The sequence below is a fragment of the Nocardiopsis sp. iso_25 genome (assembly GCF_056173305.1).
Map to the genome: position 1 here is coordinate 124,575 of NZ_CM149667.1, position 14,237 is coordinate 138,811.

General features: G+C 73.4%; 13 protein-coding genes and 1 tRNA gene. 7 read left to right on the forward strand and 7 right to left on the reverse strand.

Features of this window, described 5'->3' with window-relative positions:
* Positions 1-7 precede the first annotated feature (7 nt).
* Both AC0VX6_RS00555 and AC0VX6_RS00560 read right to left on the reverse strand, forming a co-directional pair.
* Positions 8-871 (reverse strand): oxygenase MpaB family protein, encoded by an 864-nt coding sequence (locus tag AC0VX6_RS00555; protein ID WP_274975673.1) that lies wholly within the window; start codon positions 869-871, stop codon positions 8-10.
* Positions 872-1,088: 217 nt separating this feature from the next.
* Entirely contained in the window at positions 1,089-2,144 is a 1,056-nt protein-coding gene (locus AC0VX6_RS00560) for a DUF4037 domain-containing protein (RefSeq protein ID WP_475467113.1), read from the reverse strand.
* A 611-nt stretch (positions 2,145-2,755) separates the two neighbouring features.
* On the opposite strand from AC0VX6_RS00560, the gene AC0VX6_RS00565 reads away from it, so the two are divergent.
* Both AC0VX6_RS00565 and AC0VX6_RS00570 read left to right on the forward strand, forming a co-directional pair.
* Positions 2,756-3,274, forward strand: coding sequence for a lytic polysaccharide monooxygenase auxiliary activity family 9 protein (locus AC0VX6_RS00565; RefSeq protein ID WP_212641976.1), 519 nt, complete (start codon positions 2,756-2,758; stop codon positions 3,272-3,274).
* A gap of 253 nt (positions 3,275-3,527) precedes the next feature.
* Complete coding sequence (locus tag AC0VX6_RS00570; RefSeq protein WP_475467114.1) at positions 3,528-5,075, forward strand: serine hydrolase domain-containing protein; 1,548 nt, start codon at positions 3,528-3,530, stop codon at positions 5,073-5,075.
* A 230-nt stretch (positions 5,076-5,305) separates the two neighbouring features.
* Here the strand turns inward: AC0VX6_RS00570 and AC0VX6_RS00575 are convergent.
* Positions 5,306-5,379, reverse strand: a tRNA-Pro gene (locus tag AC0VX6_RS00575).
* A 73-nt stretch (positions 5,380-5,452) separates the two neighbouring features.
* Positions 5,453-6,373, reverse strand: a complete 921-nt coding sequence (locus AC0VX6_RS00580) for a metallophosphoesterase (RefSeq protein ID WP_274975676.1) — start codon at positions 6,371-6,373, stop codon at positions 5,453-5,455.
* Positions 6,374-6,531: 158 nt separating this feature from the next.
* Here AC0VX6_RS00580 and AC0VX6_RS00585 point away from each other — a divergent pair, with 158 nt between their 5' ends.
* A complete protein-coding gene (locus AC0VX6_RS00585) occupies positions 6,532-6,987 on the forward strand; it encodes a GatB/YqeY domain-containing protein (RefSeq protein ID WP_274975677.1) in 456 nt (151 codons plus the stop codon).
* A gap of 153 nt (positions 6,988-7,140) precedes the next feature.
* Here AC0VX6_RS00585 and AC0VX6_RS00590 read toward each other — a convergent pair whose 3' ends face one another.
* Positions 7,141-9,510 carry a penicillin-binding protein gene (locus AC0VX6_RS00590; RefSeq protein ID WP_475469229.1) on the reverse strand — a complete coding sequence of 790 codons (2,370 nt, stop codon included), beginning with the start codon at positions 9,508-9,510 and terminating at the stop codon, positions 7,141-7,143.
* Between the two features lie 434 nt (positions 9,511-9,944).
* On the opposite strand from AC0VX6_RS00590, the gene AC0VX6_RS00595 reads away from it, so the two are divergent.
* Positions 9,945-10,268 carry a WhiB family transcriptional regulator gene (locus tag AC0VX6_RS00595; RefSeq protein WP_274975678.1) on the forward strand — a complete coding sequence of 108 codons (324 nt, stop codon included), beginning with the start codon at positions 9,945-9,947 and terminating at the stop codon, positions 10,266-10,268.
* Between the two features lie 14 nt (positions 10,269-10,282).
* On the opposite strand, the gene bagB is transcribed toward AC0VX6_RS00595, so the two are convergent.
* Together bagB and bagA are read right to left on the reverse strand one after the other, a co-directional pair.
* Entirely contained in the window at positions 10,283-11,428 is a 1,146-nt protein-coding gene (gene bagB, locus AC0VX6_RS00600) for an ATPase BagB (RefSeq protein ID WP_475467115.1), read from the reverse strand.
* On the reverse strand, positions 11,425-12,471 hold the full coding sequence (gene bagA / locus AC0VX6_RS00605; protein ID WP_274975680.1) for an ATPase BagA: 1,047 nt from the start codon (positions 12,469-12,471) through the stop codon (positions 11,425-11,427). The genes bagB and bagA overlap by 4 nt, the downstream gene beginning before the upstream one ends.
* A gap of 151 nt (positions 12,472-12,622) precedes the next feature.
* Here bagA and AC0VX6_RS00610 point away from each other — a divergent pair, with 151 nt between their 5' ends.
* From AC0VX6_RS00610 to AC0VX6_RS00620, 3 genes are all read left to right on the forward strand, one after another.
* Complete coding sequence (locus AC0VX6_RS00610) at positions 12,623-12,796, forward strand: DUF4177 domain-containing protein (RefSeq protein ID WP_013156298.1); 174 nt, start codon at positions 12,623-12,625, stop codon at positions 12,794-12,796.
* Complete coding sequence (locus AC0VX6_RS00615; RefSeq protein ID WP_274975681.1) at positions 12,796-13,257, forward strand: RidA family protein; 462 nt, start codon at positions 12,796-12,798, stop codon at positions 13,255-13,257. Before AC0VX6_RS00610 ends, AC0VX6_RS00615 begins: the two co-directional genes overlap by 1 nt.
* Positions 13,258-13,328: 71 nt before the next feature.
* Entirely contained in the window at positions 13,329-14,222 is an 894-nt protein-coding gene (locus AC0VX6_RS00620; protein ID WP_475467117.1) for an NUDIX hydrolase, read from the forward strand.
* The last annotated feature ends 15 nt before the right edge of the window (positions 14,223-14,237 follow it).

Consider the following 14,237-nt stretch of genomic DNA (forward strand, 5'->3'; position numbering starts at 1 on the left):
GTCGCGGTCAGTCCCGGCCGACGGCTCCCCTCGCGCCGCGGCGGGGACCGGCCCCTGCCCCCGGACCCGAACGGCGCCGCGGCGGTCCCAGCCAGCGCGGGCCCAGGGTTCCGCGCCGCATGGTCCACAGGCACAGCGTGGCTGGCAGGACGCGCACCGGCCGGGGGACGTACGGGTACACCGCGCGGGTCGTCCGCAGGATCCGGTCGAAGCGGCGCTGGCGCGCCCGCGACCACGGGATCGCGAACCGCTCGCGCAGCTCGGGCGGGAGCAGCCCGCCGGTGAGCAGGAGCTGGACCCGCATCAGCGGGCGCAGGGGCGCGCTCGCCGGGTGGAACAGCTGACCGGTGATGGCGCGGGCCTCCTCGCCCACCTCCAGCCGGGCCAGGGCGCCGTCCCAGTAGGCGGCGAACTCCTCGGGGGAGGCCGGCCACCTCTCCTCGGGCAGGCCCAGGGCGGTGGCGAACGCCGACGCCTCGCGCAGGTGCAGGGCGCGCTCCTCCTCGCCGAGTTCACCGAACACCATCGCGTGCAGCCGCGAGGCGGTCTGGAACAGGGTGGCGGCCACCCACAGCAGGAGGTCGTCGTCCAGGGCCCGGTACCCGGGGCCGTTCACCTTGCGGTGCAGTGCCCTCACGATGGCGTGCAGGCGCTTCCTCTCCTCCTCGGTGCCGTAGACCGTGCCGTACACGAAGTAGAGGGTGCCGAGCAGCCGGTTGAACGGCCGAGAGGAGAAGTCGCTGTGGTCGTGCACCCCGCGGGCGACGCTGGGGTGGGCGATCTGGAGCAGGACGGCGTACCCCGCGCCGCCGAGGACGCAGGCCTCCGCGCTGATCCGTCGCAGAGGTGATCGGTCGGACGGTCTGCCCATGCCTGGGATCGTACGGCACCCCGCCCGCGCGTGCGGGAGGGCCGCGCCCCCGCGGGCGCACCCGCGGTGACGGGGCGGTCCGGGCGTGTGCGGGGCCCGGGGACGGGAGAGAAAGGGGAGTAGTTGACCGGCTCGACGGCGGGCTTCCCGCCCGGGGCCCGAGGACGGTCGGGAGGGGACCCGTCCACGGGGGTGCCTCCGTGGGCCGGGACGCGGCTCACGGCCCCAGGGCGCGGAACACCTCCGGCCGGGTCAGCGCGTCGGTGTTGTCCGCGAACTGGTCGACCGCGCCCACCGGCGGCCGCGCGGCCAGTCCGGGGTCGGTGACCTGCGCCAGCAGGGCACGGGTGAACCGGGCCGCGTCCAGCACCGGCCAGGGGCGCCCGTGGAACGGTCGGGGCCGGATGTCCAGGGCGGCGGCGAGGCCGGTCCGGTTCTGCCGGTCGGCCACCAGGGAGGACGCCTCGGCGAGGGCCGCGGCGTCCGCGTCCAGCGCCCGCGCCAGGAGCGGGGTCAGCTCCGAGACCCCGGGCAGGCGGGCGAAGGCGCTTCCCAGCCACTTGGAGTAGGGCGGGTAGCGGCGCTCCAGCAGCAGCGCCAGGCGCATGAGGTCGCGGACCACCCGGGCCGCGACCACCCGCGCGCCCAGGCGGTCGCCCACCTCCGCGCAGCGGCCGACGAACGCCTCCTCCTGGGACACGCGCCGCCACTGGCAGGCCAGCACGTACCGCCACACGTCGTCCGGGTACCAGGACAGGCGCTCCCTGGCCCGTGTGACCGCGCCGACGCCGTCGTGGAAGACGGCTCCGCCCACCACCTCTGCCAGCCGCTGGGTGGGCGTGGCGAGCCAGTCGGCGGCCCCCACCCCCTCTCCCGGGTCGAAGCCGAGCCGGTCCCGCAGCCAGTCGCCGGATCCGCTGACCTCCACCAGGTGGCGGCCGTCGGGCGCGTCGGCGTCGGGCCGCCAGGTCTGGGGAGGGCCGTCGTTCGGGCCGAACCGGACCGGCCAGCCGCGCACCCGCTCGGGCAGGCCCCCGGCGAGCAGCGCCAGCACGCGGTCGCGCTCATCGGGTTCGTCCACGAAGACCTGGAGCCGCGGGCCCCACCCGTGGTCGGTGGAGCGCTCGGTGTCCAGTCCGAGGACCTCGGAACCGGCGCCGAGCAGCGCGGCGGCGTGCGCGACCGGCCGGGGCCCGCGGGCGAGCAGGGGTGCGACCGCGTCCGTGTACAGGGCCCGGGACAGTTCCAGGCCGGGGAGGAAGACCGGGGGCATGCCCGAGAGCCTAGGTCCGGCCTCCGTAGGCGGCCACGCGTTTTCCGGCGCGGGAGCCGGTCCTTCCCGGTCCTTCCCGCGCCGCAGTCGGGCCGTCGCGGGGACGCTGCCGGACGGCCAACGGATCGCCGTCGGACCACGCCGGAGCAGGGGTAAGGAGAATCTATCTCTCTGGTTAGTTCTGGTCCGGCAGGCGGTTCGGGTGCTCGGTGGACCACAACGTTTTACGACAGACCGGGGATCGCTACTGTAAGGTGTCTTTCCAGTTCGCGGCGCAAATGACGGAGGAAGTGCCGTCAGTACCAGTGCCGGAATGCGCCCGACCGGCCGAGTCGCCGGTTCGGTGGTACGCCGTCCCCGCGCGCAACAGGGGTATTGACGTGTAGTGACAGGGTCTTTACGGTCTACCGACAACAGGTGGAAGGAAATTCCGGGGACGCCCGGAATGGCCGGGACAACACTGTCCGGTGTCCTCGGGGGAAATATCCGAGCCCCCACGGACGCACTCCACTTCCTGGGCCGGAAACGGTCCGGGTCACCCCGCTACGAACCCCCCGCACCGCGCCGCGAGGCCGGACGGGATCGTGACCCGAAGAGAAGGGCCCCGTTCAATGAAGACCCTCAGCAGGATCCGCTCCGCCTCCGCCGTCGCCGCGGCCACCGCTCTGATCTTCACCCTCATGCCCGCCAGTGCGGCCAGCGCGCACGGCTACGTCTCGGCGCCCATGAGCCGCCAGGCGCAGTGCGCCGCGGGCATGGTCCAGTGCGGCGGCATCCAGTGGGAGCCGCAGAGCGTGGAGGGCCCCAAGGGCCTGATGAGCTGTTCCGGTGGCAACTCCCGGTTCTCCGAGCTCGACGACGACAACCACGGCTGGCACGTCACCCAGGTCGGCACCTCGCTGAACTTCACCTGGACCCTGACCGTCACGCACGCCACCGCCAACTGGGAGTACTTCATCGGCGGTCAGCGCATCGCCAACTTCGACGACGGCGGGGCGCGGCCCGACTCGACCGTCCAGCACAACGTGGACCTGTCCGGCTACAACGGCCGCCACACGATCCTGGCCCGCTGGAACGTCGCCGACACCGGCAACGCCTTCTACGCCTGCGTGGACGTGAACATCCGCTAGCGGCCCGACGCCTCCCCCGGCCCGGTTCCCCGCACCCGGGCCGGGGTCGCGTCGTTCCCGGCCCACAAGGCCCCCTGTCCGCCCCCGGACACGACGAAGGCCGGTCCCGTAGGACCGGCCTTCGTGCTGGTCGGGGTGGGCCCCGCCCCACCTCCGGAACGGGGCCCACCCGTAGTGCTCCGCCGTGTTCCGCGGCCGTAGGTTCGGGCGAGCCCGGATCACCGACGACCCGGCCGGAGACGAGGAGACCCGAGTGACCGCGTCCGACCCCTCTGCCCGACACCGTCCGCGCGGACCGCGGCGGTGGGCGATCACGGCACTGACCGCCGTCCTCGTCATCGTCACCGTCGGCGCGGCCGCCGTCGCTCCGCGCCCCTACGAGCTCGGCGCGGAGTCCGACGGGGACGCGGAGCTGGTCGAGCGCGTGCGCGGGGGGATCGCCGACACCACGGGGTACCACGGCCTGTCGGTCGCGCTCGTGGAGACGGACGGGGACGGGGGACTGCGCGTGCGCACGGCGGGGCTGGGCAGCACCGGGGCCGACCGGGAACCGGTGGGGGAGCACACCCGGTTCGGGTCCGCGTCGGTCGCCAAGGTGCTGCCCGGCATGCTGCTCGCCGACATGGTGGACCGCGGTGAACTCGTTCCGCACGCCCGGGTCGGTGATCTCCTGGAAGGCGTCGACTTCGCCGATCCAGTACTCGCCGACGTCACTGTGGAGGAGCTGGCGACACACACCGCGGGCCTCTCCAGGGAGGAGACCAGCCTGCTCCAGACGTTGTGGCAGTTCGCGGCCAAACGTCACCCGGACCCGCCCGGGTCGGTCGAGGAGTTCCTGCGGACCGTGGCGGAGGACGTGCGGGTCGATCCCGCACTGCGAGGCGGCAACCACTACTCCAACACCGGGATCGACCTGCTCGGGCACGCCCTGGCGGCGCACGCCGGGACCAGTTACGCCCAGCTCGTCCGGGAACGGATCCTCGACCCGTTGGGGATGGAGGACAGCGCGATCCGGACCACCGGTGACGGCGCCCCCTTTCAGGTGCACAACGCCGATCTCGGGCGTCCCCTCGTTCCGGAGGGCTCGGAGGCCTCCGGCCCGTCGGGAGGGCTGGTCACGACCGCGGGCGACCTCGGCCTGCTCCTGGCGTCGGTGATGGAGGGCACCGCCCCGGGGGCCGGGGCCGTGCGTCCCGTGGCGCCGGGGGACGTCGAGCGCCGCGAACAGGGCCTCGGCTGGTACGTGGAGACGCTGGGAGGGGTGCCGATCACCGGCCACGGCGGCAACGCCACGACCAACGGCCACACGGCGTGGATCGGTTACACCGGTGACCGGGGAGCCGTGGTCCTGTCCAACACGCACCGGTTCAGCGAGGACATCGGCATCCGCCTGCTCGGCGTCGACGAACCGAGCCCCGACAACGCGGCGGGCGAGAGGATCTACGCGACCGCGACGGTCCTGCTGGCTCTCACCCCCGGTCTCCTCGCCCTGGGGTTCGCCTCACGGCGGCGCCCCGGCCGCTGGTGGCGCCGTCCCACCGACCGCCTGGGACTGGTGTCCCACTGGATCGGCGGCGCCGCGGCGCTCACGTACGCGTTCCTCGCCGGATTCTGGCATCTGGTGACCCCGTGGGCGTGGGTCGCGGGTGTGCTCCTCCTGGCCGCCGCCGTCCCGGTGGGGGCGTACCGGTGGCCGCGGCTCCCGACCGCGAGGGGCGTCCGGCCGTGGGTCCGGTGGTCGCTGGCGGCTCCCGTCACCGCGGGGAGCGCGGTCCTCCTGGTCCTGCTGGCCTCGGTCTAGCGGAGGCCGGGGCGGCGGTCGGCCCGGCCGGCCCGGGCCGTGGGGACAGGGGGCCGAAGGCGCCCACCGCGTGGACCCGGGCTATCGCCTCTGACGCACCGGTGGCGCACGGAAGCCGACAAGCCGACGGTTCCGGCCGTGCGCTCTGAGGGGGAGGAGCGGCAGGGGGAAGCCCCGGACCCGCGAAAACGAAGAACGGGTGCCCACCTGTGTGGACACCCGTTCCTTTGTCGGGGTGGCGGGATTTGAACCCACGACCTCTTCGTCCCGAACGAAGCGCGCTGCCAAGCTGCGCTACACCCCGAAGCAACGTCCACAAGTCTAGCGGACTCCCGGGAGTGCTCGCGCACGGTTTTCGGCCGGAGCGCCGAGGAGGGTCAGGAGGAGGCCACGAGGTCCAGCAGGGAGGCCTCCGGGCGGCAGCAGAACCGCACCGGGGCGTACGGGGAGGTGCCCAGACCGCCGGACACGTGCAGCCACGCGTCCCCGTACTCGTGCAGCCCCCAGGCGCGCTTGCGGTCGATCCCGCAGTTGGTGACCAGGGTCCCGTAGAACGGCAGGCACAGCTGGCCGCCGTGCGTGTGCCCGGCCAGGAGCAGCTGGTAGCCGTCGGCCGCGAACCGGTCCAGGTTGGACGGCTCCGGCGAGTGCAGCACGCCCAGGCGCAGGGCCGCCGACGGGTCGGCCGGTCCGGCGACCTCCTCGTACCTGTCCAGCTTGATGTGCGAGTCGTGCACCCCGGCCAGGGCGACGTCGAGCCCGCCCGCCTTCAGCTCACCCCTGCGGTTGTTCAGGTCCAGCCACCCGGCCGCGGTCATGGCCCCGCCCAGGTCGCGCCAGGGCAGGTCCGGCGTCCGGCGCTTGTTGTAGTCGGTCTTGCTGGTCCGCCACAGGTAGCGGGCCGGGTTCTTCGGCTGCGGCGAGAACAGGTCGTTGGACCCGTACACGAACGCGCCCGGCCGGTCCAGCAGCGGCCCCAGGGCCTTCGTGAACGGCCCCACCGCGTCCGGGTGCGCCAGCGAGTCGCCCGTGTTGACCACGAGGTCCGGCTCGTAGGCCTCCAGCCCCCGGATCCACTCGATGAGCATCCTCCGGTCGGGTGTCAGGTGCGCGTCGGACAGGTGCAGGATCCGCAGCCGCGGGCTGCCGGGGGGCAGCAGGGGCAGCTCGTAGCGGCGCAGCCGGAACCAGTTGCGCTCGATGACCGAGGCGTAGACCAGTCCCGCCGCTCCGACGGCGCCCGTGATCGCGGCCGCGCGCCCCACCCGGCGCAGGATTCGTCTGTTGTCGGCGCCCATCGCCCTCCTTCGTCGTCACAGAGATCGTCGCAGATCCACGGAGCACGTGTGTGCGGATCCTCGCCGAGGGCCGCCGGACCGATGTGAGCTGCGCCCGCACGGCGTCCGCGCGCGCAAACCGTTGGTGGCCCCGTGACGCCCCGCCGTAGGATCGGCTCATGTCCGAACTCAAAGCCCGTCTCAAGAACGACCTGACCACCGCCATCAAGGCGCGTGACAAGGTGCGCACCGGCACCCTGCGCATGGTCCTGGCCGCCATCTCCACCGAGGAGGCCGCCGGCAGCACCTCGCGCTCCCTCGGCGACGACGAGATCACCCGTCTGCTCACCCGGGAGGCCAAGAAGCGCCGTGAGGCCGCCGAGGCGTTCGACAAGGGCGAACGGCCCGAGCAGGCCGCGGCCGAGCGGGCCGAGAGCGAGGTCATCTCCGACTACCTGCCCAAGCAGCTCACCGACGAGGAGCTGTCGTCTCTGGTGGCCGAGGCCGTCACCGAGACCGGCGCCGACAGCCCCCGCGCTATGGGCCAGGTCATGAAGGTCGTCAACCCCAAGATCGCCGGTCGGGCCGAGGGCGCCCGCGTGGCCGCCGAGGTCAAGCGCCAGCTGGCCGGATGACCTGACCCGGCCGGGCCCGGCCGGGTCAGGCCCGGGCGGACCGTACCCGGCCCGTTCCCGCGGGGTTCGGCCCGACCGTTTCCCACCCGGGAACGGCGGGGAACGCGAAGGGGCGGCGGTGCGTGCACCGCCGCCCCTCTCACGTGTCAGGCCTCAGCCGTCATCCCGGCCGGGGGAGTTCGACGCGGGCGCGACCGGGAACCAGTCCTCGTCCTCCTCAGGCCCGCTGGCGGTTCCGCCGCCGCTGCTGAGGAACACGTTGACGGTGGCCCCCTCCGGCAGCCGCGTCCCCGGGTCCGGGTTGACCGCGGCCACGGTCCCCTCGGGCTCGGGGGAGCGGACCCGGGTCGAGGACACGTTCACCGTGTAGCCCGCGGCCTCCAGGACGTTCACCGCCTCCGGCTCGGACTGGCCGATCACGTCCGGCACGCCGCCGTCGTCACTGGCCGGGCTGGCGTCCTCCTCCGAGCGCGGGGCCGACGTCGAGCCGAACTGCGACGGCGGCGACGGAAGCTGCTCGACGTCCAGGCCCTCGTGGGCGCCGCGCATGGTCTCCTGCCAGATCGGGCCGGGGATCGTCCCCCCGTACACCACCCCGTAGTACCGGTCGCCGATGGTGACGTTGCGCAGCGGGTACTGCTGCGGGCCGCGCGGGTCGCCGACGAAGACCGCGCCGGCCATCTGCGGGGTGAACCCGGCGAACCAGGCCGCGGCCGAGCCGTCGGTGGTACCGGTCTTGCCCGCCGCCGGACGGCCGATGCCCAGGGAGGCGGCGGTGCCGCCGTTGAAGGGCTGCTCCAGCAGGTAGCTGACCCCGTCGGCCACCTCCTCGTCGATCACCTGCTCGCACTCGGGCTCGATCTCGATCGTCTCGTGCGCGTGCTGGTCGATGATCTTGGTGATGGCCTGCGGCTCGCACAGGATCCCGCCCGAGGCGAAGACCGAGTAGGCGTTGGCCACCCGCAGGGGGGAGACCTCCTCGCTGCCCAGGGTGAAGCTGCTGTTGGCCAGCGTCCGCTCGTTCTCGGTGAACAGCGTGCCGTCCGCGCGCCGCAGCCCCAGGTCCTCGGCCATCTCCATCACGTCGCAGATGCCCGCCCGCGCCTGGAGCTGCGCGAAGTAGGTGTTGGACGAGGCCCTCGTCCCGGTCATCATGTTGTGCGTGGTGTTGGAGTTGGTGTCGCCGGCGTTGCTGGGCGACCAGGGGCTCAGGGTGCCGCCGTTGCAGCTGCGCTGCCCGGAGACGGTCACGGTGGTCGGTGAGTTGAACGAGGTGCCGAACGGCATACCCTCGGCCAGCGCCGCCGCCAGGGTGAAGGCCTTGAACGTGGAACCCGCCTGGAAGCCGCTGCTGCCGCCCCGGTCCGCGTCGGTGGCGAAGTTGATGGAGGTCTCGCCGAGCTTGCTCTCGTCGGGCCCGTAGTTGCGGCTCTGCACCATGCCCAGGATGTGGCCGGTGCCCGGCTGGATGACCACCTCGGCGGCCACCTTGCGGGACTCGTTCTCGCGCGGGACCCACTCGTCCACGGCCTCCTGCGCCGACACCTGGGTCTGCGGGTCGAGCGTGGTGTGGATCTGGAGTCCGGCGGTGCGCAGCCAGCGCGCCCGCTCGGTCTCGTTCTGGCCGAAGCGCTCGTCCTTCTCGATCTCCTGGACGACGTAGTCGCAGAAGAACGGCTGGTCGCTGGGCACGCAGCCGTTGGGCGGGGTGGAGATCTCCACCTCCATCGGGACCTGCTTGGCCTCCTCGGCCTCCGCCTCGGTGATGGCGCCGGTGGCCACCATGCGGTCGAGCACGACGTTGCGGCGGTCGGTGGTCTGCTCGGGGAAGAAACGGGGGTTGTAGAGGTAGGGGTAGCGGACCAGGCCCGCGATGGTGGCGGCCTGGTGCAGCTCCAGGTCGCTGGCGGGCACCTGGAAGAAGTGCTGCGCGGCGGACTCGACCCCGTAGGCGCCGTCGCTGAAGTAGGCGATGTTGAGGTAGCCCTCGAGGATCTCGTCCTTGGTCATCCGCTGTTCCAGGGCGACGGCGTAGCGCAGCTCCCGGATCTTGCGGGCGATCGTCGTCTCGGAGGCCTCCTCCAGCTCCTCCTGGGTGGTGGCCGCCTCGATCTGGACGTTCTTGACGTACTGCTGGGTGATCGAGGACGCGCCCTGGGTGTCGCCGTTGAGCGTGCGGATCGCGGCGCGCAGCGTGCCCGACACGTCCATGCCGCCGTGCTCGTAGAAGTGGGAGTCCTCGATGGCGAGGATCGCGTCGATCATGACCGGCGAGATGTCCTCGATCTCGACGAGCTCGCGGTTCTGGTCGAAGATCTCCGCGATGACGCCGCCCTCGCTGTCATAGATCGTCGATCTCTGAGGAGGCGGCGGAGTCTCCAGATTGCTGGGCATCTCCAGGAAGCCGCTGGCCACGTTGCGCGCCGTGATGCCCAGCCCGCCGACGGCGGGGAGCGCGAGCGCGGCGACGAGGAGCCCAGCGACGACGCCGACGCCGACCAGTTGGCTGATTCTTTGAAGCAATGTCCCCTGACCCACCCCATCAGACTAGGTGACCACGTACGTGCGAAGTGGTCCGATGTGGAACGGATAGTGCGCGAACGCGCGGAAATGACCCGCGTACCGCGGGCTGTGCCCCCATGACATCTTTTCATGCCTATCGCCGGCCGGGCACTGACCGGTTCGGCGGCGCGGCACGCCCACCCCGTCCGGTGCGCAGAGCCACCGGGCCCCCACGCAATGGCCCGAGCGGGCCATATTGGTGAGACGTGAAGGGGGTCCATCGGGTTCTGTTGGCGCGGCGAACGAATCCGTAACTTCTAGGCAACAGGGGTGGGCGTCGACCACCGCACCCCACGCGGCAGCGGGAGCCCACGGTCCCTCCGGCCGGGGCACACGCGTGCCCCGGGTCCGGATCCGCTGGCGCGGGGACCGGGTGCGCACAGGGGAGTAGAGGCATGTGGACCGACCAGTGGACGACCAGGGCGCTGTGCCGGCGGGTGGACCCCGACGCGCTGTTCGTCCAGGGCGCGGCGCAGCACCGCGCCAAACTCATCTGCCAGGAGTGCCCGGTACGCACCGACTGCCTGACCGACGCCCTCGACAACCGGGTCGAGTTCGGCGTCTGGGGCGGCATGACCGAACGCGAGCGCCGTGCCCTGCTGCGCAAGCACCCCGGCGTCACCAGCTGGGGCCCGCTCCTGGAGGAGGCCCGCAGGGAGGGTGACGTCGACCTCGCCAGCTACGCCGCCGAGCACGCCGAGGGCACCTCGGCGGCCTGAGTTCCGGCAACGCCCTACCGGCCCCGGCCCGCCAGCTCCTCGCCGACGTCGCGCAGCCCCGCCAGGTCGTGCACGTCCTCCGGCATGGCGGCCACCTCGGCCACGCGCACACCGCCGTGCTCCGCCAGCAGGGCGTCCCTCAGCCGTACCTCGCGCCTGCGCGTGCGCACCCTCTCCGCGTGCAGCCGCAGGGCCGCCGAGGCCGGTGTCCGCGTGCCCGAACGCTCCAGCGCCTCCGCCGCTGCGACCGCCTCGTGCGCATCCAGGGTTCCGCCCGCCCCCTCCGGCAGCGGATGCGTCCGGTTGACCACTAGTCCGGCCAACGGCATGGCGTCGGTGGCCAGCCGCTCCACGAAGTAGGCCGCCTCGCGCATCGCGTCCGTGTCCGGCACGGCCACCACCACGAAGGCCGTCCCCGGCGCCTGGAGCAACCGGTAGGTGCGCTCGGCGCGCTTCTGGAAACCGCCGAACACCGTGTCGAACGCGGCGACGAAGGACCGCAGGTCGTCGAGGAGCTGGGCGCCCACGACCTTGCTGACCGCCGAGGTCACCAGGTTGAACCCGGCGCCGATCAGCCGGAAGGCCCCCGTGCTGGCAGGGGCGCTCAGGAAACGGATCAGGCGTCCGTCCAGGAAGCGGCCGAGCCTCTTGGGCGCGTCCAGGAAGTCCAGCGCGGACCGGCTGGGCGGGGTGTCCACCACGATCAGGTCCCAGTCCCCCGACTGGCGCAGCTGGCCCAGCTTCTCCATGGCCATGTACTCCTGCGTGCCCGAGAAGCTCGTGGAGAGGGTCTGGTAGAAGGGGTTGGCCAGGATCTGCCGGGCGCGCTCGGGGTCCGCGTGCTCCCTGACGACCTCGTCGAAGGTCCGCTTCATGTCGAGCATCATGGCGTGCAGGCTGCCGCCCGACCCCTCCGGCAGCGGGACCGGCCGCGGCGTGTCGTCCAGCGACTCCAGCCCCAGGGACTGGGCCAGCCGCCGCGCCGGGTCCACGGTGATCACCACGGCCCGCCGCCCGCGCTCGGCGGCGCGCAGCCCCAGCGCCGCGGCCGTCGTGGTCTTGCCGACCCCGCCCGCGCCGCAGCACACGATGATCCGCGTGCCGGGGTCGTCCACGAGGGCGTCCACGTCCAGGCGCCCGGCCTCCACCGCCGCGCTCACAGCCGCACCCCCTGCTCGACCAGCCGCCGCGCCAGGGAGTCCAGCGCGGCGCGGTCCACACCGCCCTCCAGCAGCGGCAGCTCCAGCAGCGGGCGGTCCAGATCCTCCAGGTCCGAACGCATCCGGCGCTCCAGCCGCACGCGCAGGGCGTGGGCGCGCAGTTCCGCGGCCAGCGACGCCGCGAGTTCCCGCGCGTCCTCCAGACGCGCCTCCTTCAGCCCGGCGGCCAGCGCGTCCAGGTCGGTCTCCCCCTCCGCCGCGGCGGCCAGGTCGGCCTCGTCCAGCAGCGGCCGCCGCACCATGTTCACCAGCACCGCGCCGACGTTGAGCCCCAGCCCGCCGACCTCGGCGATCCCGTCCCGGGTCTCCTGGACGGGCATCTCCTCCAGCAGGGACACGAAGTGCACCCGGGTCTGCCCCGAGCGGATGACCTCCATGACCCGGTCGGCGTGGTTGCGGATCGGCCCCACGCGGGCCAGCCCCGCCACCTCGGAGTTCACGTTGAGGAACTGGGCGATCCGTCCGGTGGGCGGTGCGTCCATCACCACCGCGTCGTAGTGGAAGGGGGCCGTCGGCGCGCTCTCGGCGGACCTGCGGCGGCCGCCCCGGCGGCGCCGCACCGCCTCGGTGGCCTTGCCGGTGAGCAGGACGTCGCGCAGCCCGGGGGCGATGGTGGTGGCGAAGTCCACGGCGCCCAGCCGGTTCAGCGCCTGGCCCGCCCGGCGCATCCCGTAGAACATCTCCAGGTACTCCAGCAGCGCCGCCTCGGCGTCGGCCGCCAGCACGCTCACGCTGCCGCCGCCGGGCGCGGCCATCATCTCCCGCTCCTCGTAGGGCAGCGGCGGGCTGCCGAGGAGGGTGGCGACGCCCTGGCGGCCCTCCACCTCGACCAGGAGCACCCTCGCGCCGCCGGAGGCCAGCGCCAGCGCCAGCGCGGCGGCGGCCGTGGTCTTGCCGGTCCCGCCCTTGCCGGTGACGATGTGCAGTCGTGCTCCCGCGCAGGCCTCCCCCGGAGGCTTCGGTCCGTGCTCGCTCTCGCTCACTCCAGGCAGTCTATGCGGGCGTTCCAAGCGGGGCCGGGAGCGGTGCCGCGGTGGGCACGCGGGGGCACGCGGATGAGTAAGGTGGCGGCGTTGACGTGCGGCGCCCCGCTGTGGGGCGGTCCGCCGGTGAGAGAGCAAGGGTGAGGGACGCATGAGCAAGTGGGAGTACCAGACGGTGGCGCTGCTGTCGCACGCCACCAAGCAGATCCTGGACAACTGGGGCGCCGACGGCTGGGAGCTCGTCTCCGTCGTGCCCGCTCCGCTGCCGGAGGGCACCGACCCCCGCAACCAGCAGTACGTCGCGTACATGAAGCGGGAGCTGTGATGGCCACCCCCGAGGAGCGGATCGCCGAGCTGGGCCTGACCCTGCCCGAGGTGGCCGCGCCGGTCGCGTCGTACACGCCCGCGGTGCGCAGCGGCGACCACGTCTACGTGTCCGGCCAGCTGCCGTTCGTGGACGGGAAGCTCCCCGCCACGGGCAAGGTCGGCGCCGAGGTCACCCCGGAGACGGCCAAGGAGCTGGCCGCGCGGTGCGCGCTGAACGCGGTGGCCGCGGTGCGCGCCGAGATCGGCGAGCTGTCCGGCGTGGTCCGCGTGGTCAAGGTGGGCGGCTTCGTGGCCAGCACCCCCGACTTCACGGGACAGCCCGGTGTGGTGAACGGGGCCAGCGACCTGCTGGCCGAGGTCTTCGGCGAGGCCGGTGTGCACGCGCGCGCCGCCGTGGGCGTGGCCGCCCTGCCGTTGGACGCACCGGTCGAGGTTGAGATGATCGTCGAGGTCCGCTGAGCGGGTCGCCCTCTTCCGGGGCGGCGGCCCCCGTCTCGCGGCGCTCTGTCCCCGAGGAGGAGGGTACGCCGATGCGCGACGTCCCGGCAGGCGACGGCACCGGGCGAGGGGACGCGGCGCCGGACGGCTCCGCGCCCGGCGGCGCCGTCGCTCCCCGCCCGGCCGCCACGGTCATGCTCCTGCGCCCCCGCGGCGGCGTCCGGGACGGGGGCGCGGACGGCCCCGTGGAGGTCCTGCTCATGCGCAGGGTCCGCTCCATGGGGTTCGCCCCGGGCGCCTACGTCTTCCCCGGCGGCGGGGTGGACGCGCGCGACGCCGACGGCGACCTTCCCTGGACCGGCCCCGGCCCCGAGGAGTGGGCGCGCACGCTGGGCACCGACGTGCGCACGGCCCGGGCGCTGGTGTGCGCCGCGGTCCGCGAGACCTTCGAGGAGACCGGCGTCCTGCTGGCCGGCGAACCCGGGCGCGCGGGCGAGGACGCCGTCACGCTCGACACCGCCTCCGAGGATTGGGAGCGGGACCGGCTGGGGCTGATCGACCGCTCCCGCTCCTTCACCGAGGTCCTGACCCGGCGCGGCCTCGTGCTCCGCTCGGAGTGGCTGCGCGCGTGGTCGCGCTGGATCACCCCGAGGGCCGAGCCGCGCCGCTACGACACCTGGTTCTTCACGGCCGAGCTCCCCCCGGGGCAGGCCTCGCGCGACGTCGGCGGCGAGGCCGACCTCACCCGGTGGACCGACCCCGCCGCCGTCCACGGCGAGTGGGAGGCGGGCCGGATGCCGATGCTGCCGCCCACGGTCGTGAACTGCGCCGAACTCGCGGACTGCCGGACCCTCCGGGGAGTACGGGAGGCCCGACGGGATATCGTCCCCATTGAGCCGGTTGTCCGGGAGGTCGGCGGCCAGTTGCGCGTCGTGGCGCCGAACGGGGTGGACTACCCCCTCCCGAGGCCCGACGCGACCCCCTGAGGGGCCGCCGGGCGG

Bases quoted from the DNA above. Each gene is read 5' to 3' on its own strand.
- AC0VX6_RS00615 (WP_274975681.1), top strand. From the start codon at position 12,796: ATGGCCACCCCCGAGGAGCGGATCGCCGAGCTGGGCCTGACCCTGCCC.
- AC0VX6_RS00620 (WP_475467117.1), top strand. From the start codon at position 13,329: ATGCGCGACGTCCCGGCAGGCGACGGCACCGGGCGAGGGGACGCGGCG.
- AC0VX6_RS00555 (WP_274975673.1), bottom strand. From the start codon at position 871: ATGGGCAGACCGTCCGACCGATCACCTCTGCGACGGATCAGCGCGGAG.
- AC0VX6_RS00580 (WP_274975676.1), bottom strand. From the start codon at position 6,373: ATGGGCGCCGACAACAGACGAATCCTGCGCCGGGTGGGGCGCGCGGCC.
- AC0VX6_RS00595 (WP_274975678.1), top strand. From the start codon at position 9,945: ATGTGGACCGACCAGTGGACGACCAGGGCGCTGTGCCGGCGGGTGGAC.
- AC0VX6_RS00610 (WP_013156298.1), top strand. From the start codon at position 12,623: ATGAGCAAGTGGGAGTACCAGACGGTGGCGCTGCTGTCGCACGCCACC.
- AC0VX6_RS00585 (WP_274975677.1), top strand. From the start codon at position 6,532: ATGTCCGAACTCAAAGCCCGTCTCAAGAACGACCTGACCACCGCCATC.
- AC0VX6_RS00565 (WP_212641976.1), top strand. From the start codon at position 2,756: ATGAAGACCCTCAGCAGGATCCGCTCCGCCTCCGCCGTCGCCGCGGCC.
- AC0VX6_RS00560 (WP_475467113.1), bottom strand. From the start codon at position 2,144: ATGCCCCCGGTCTTCCTCCCCGGCCTGGAACTGTCCCGGGCCCTGTAC.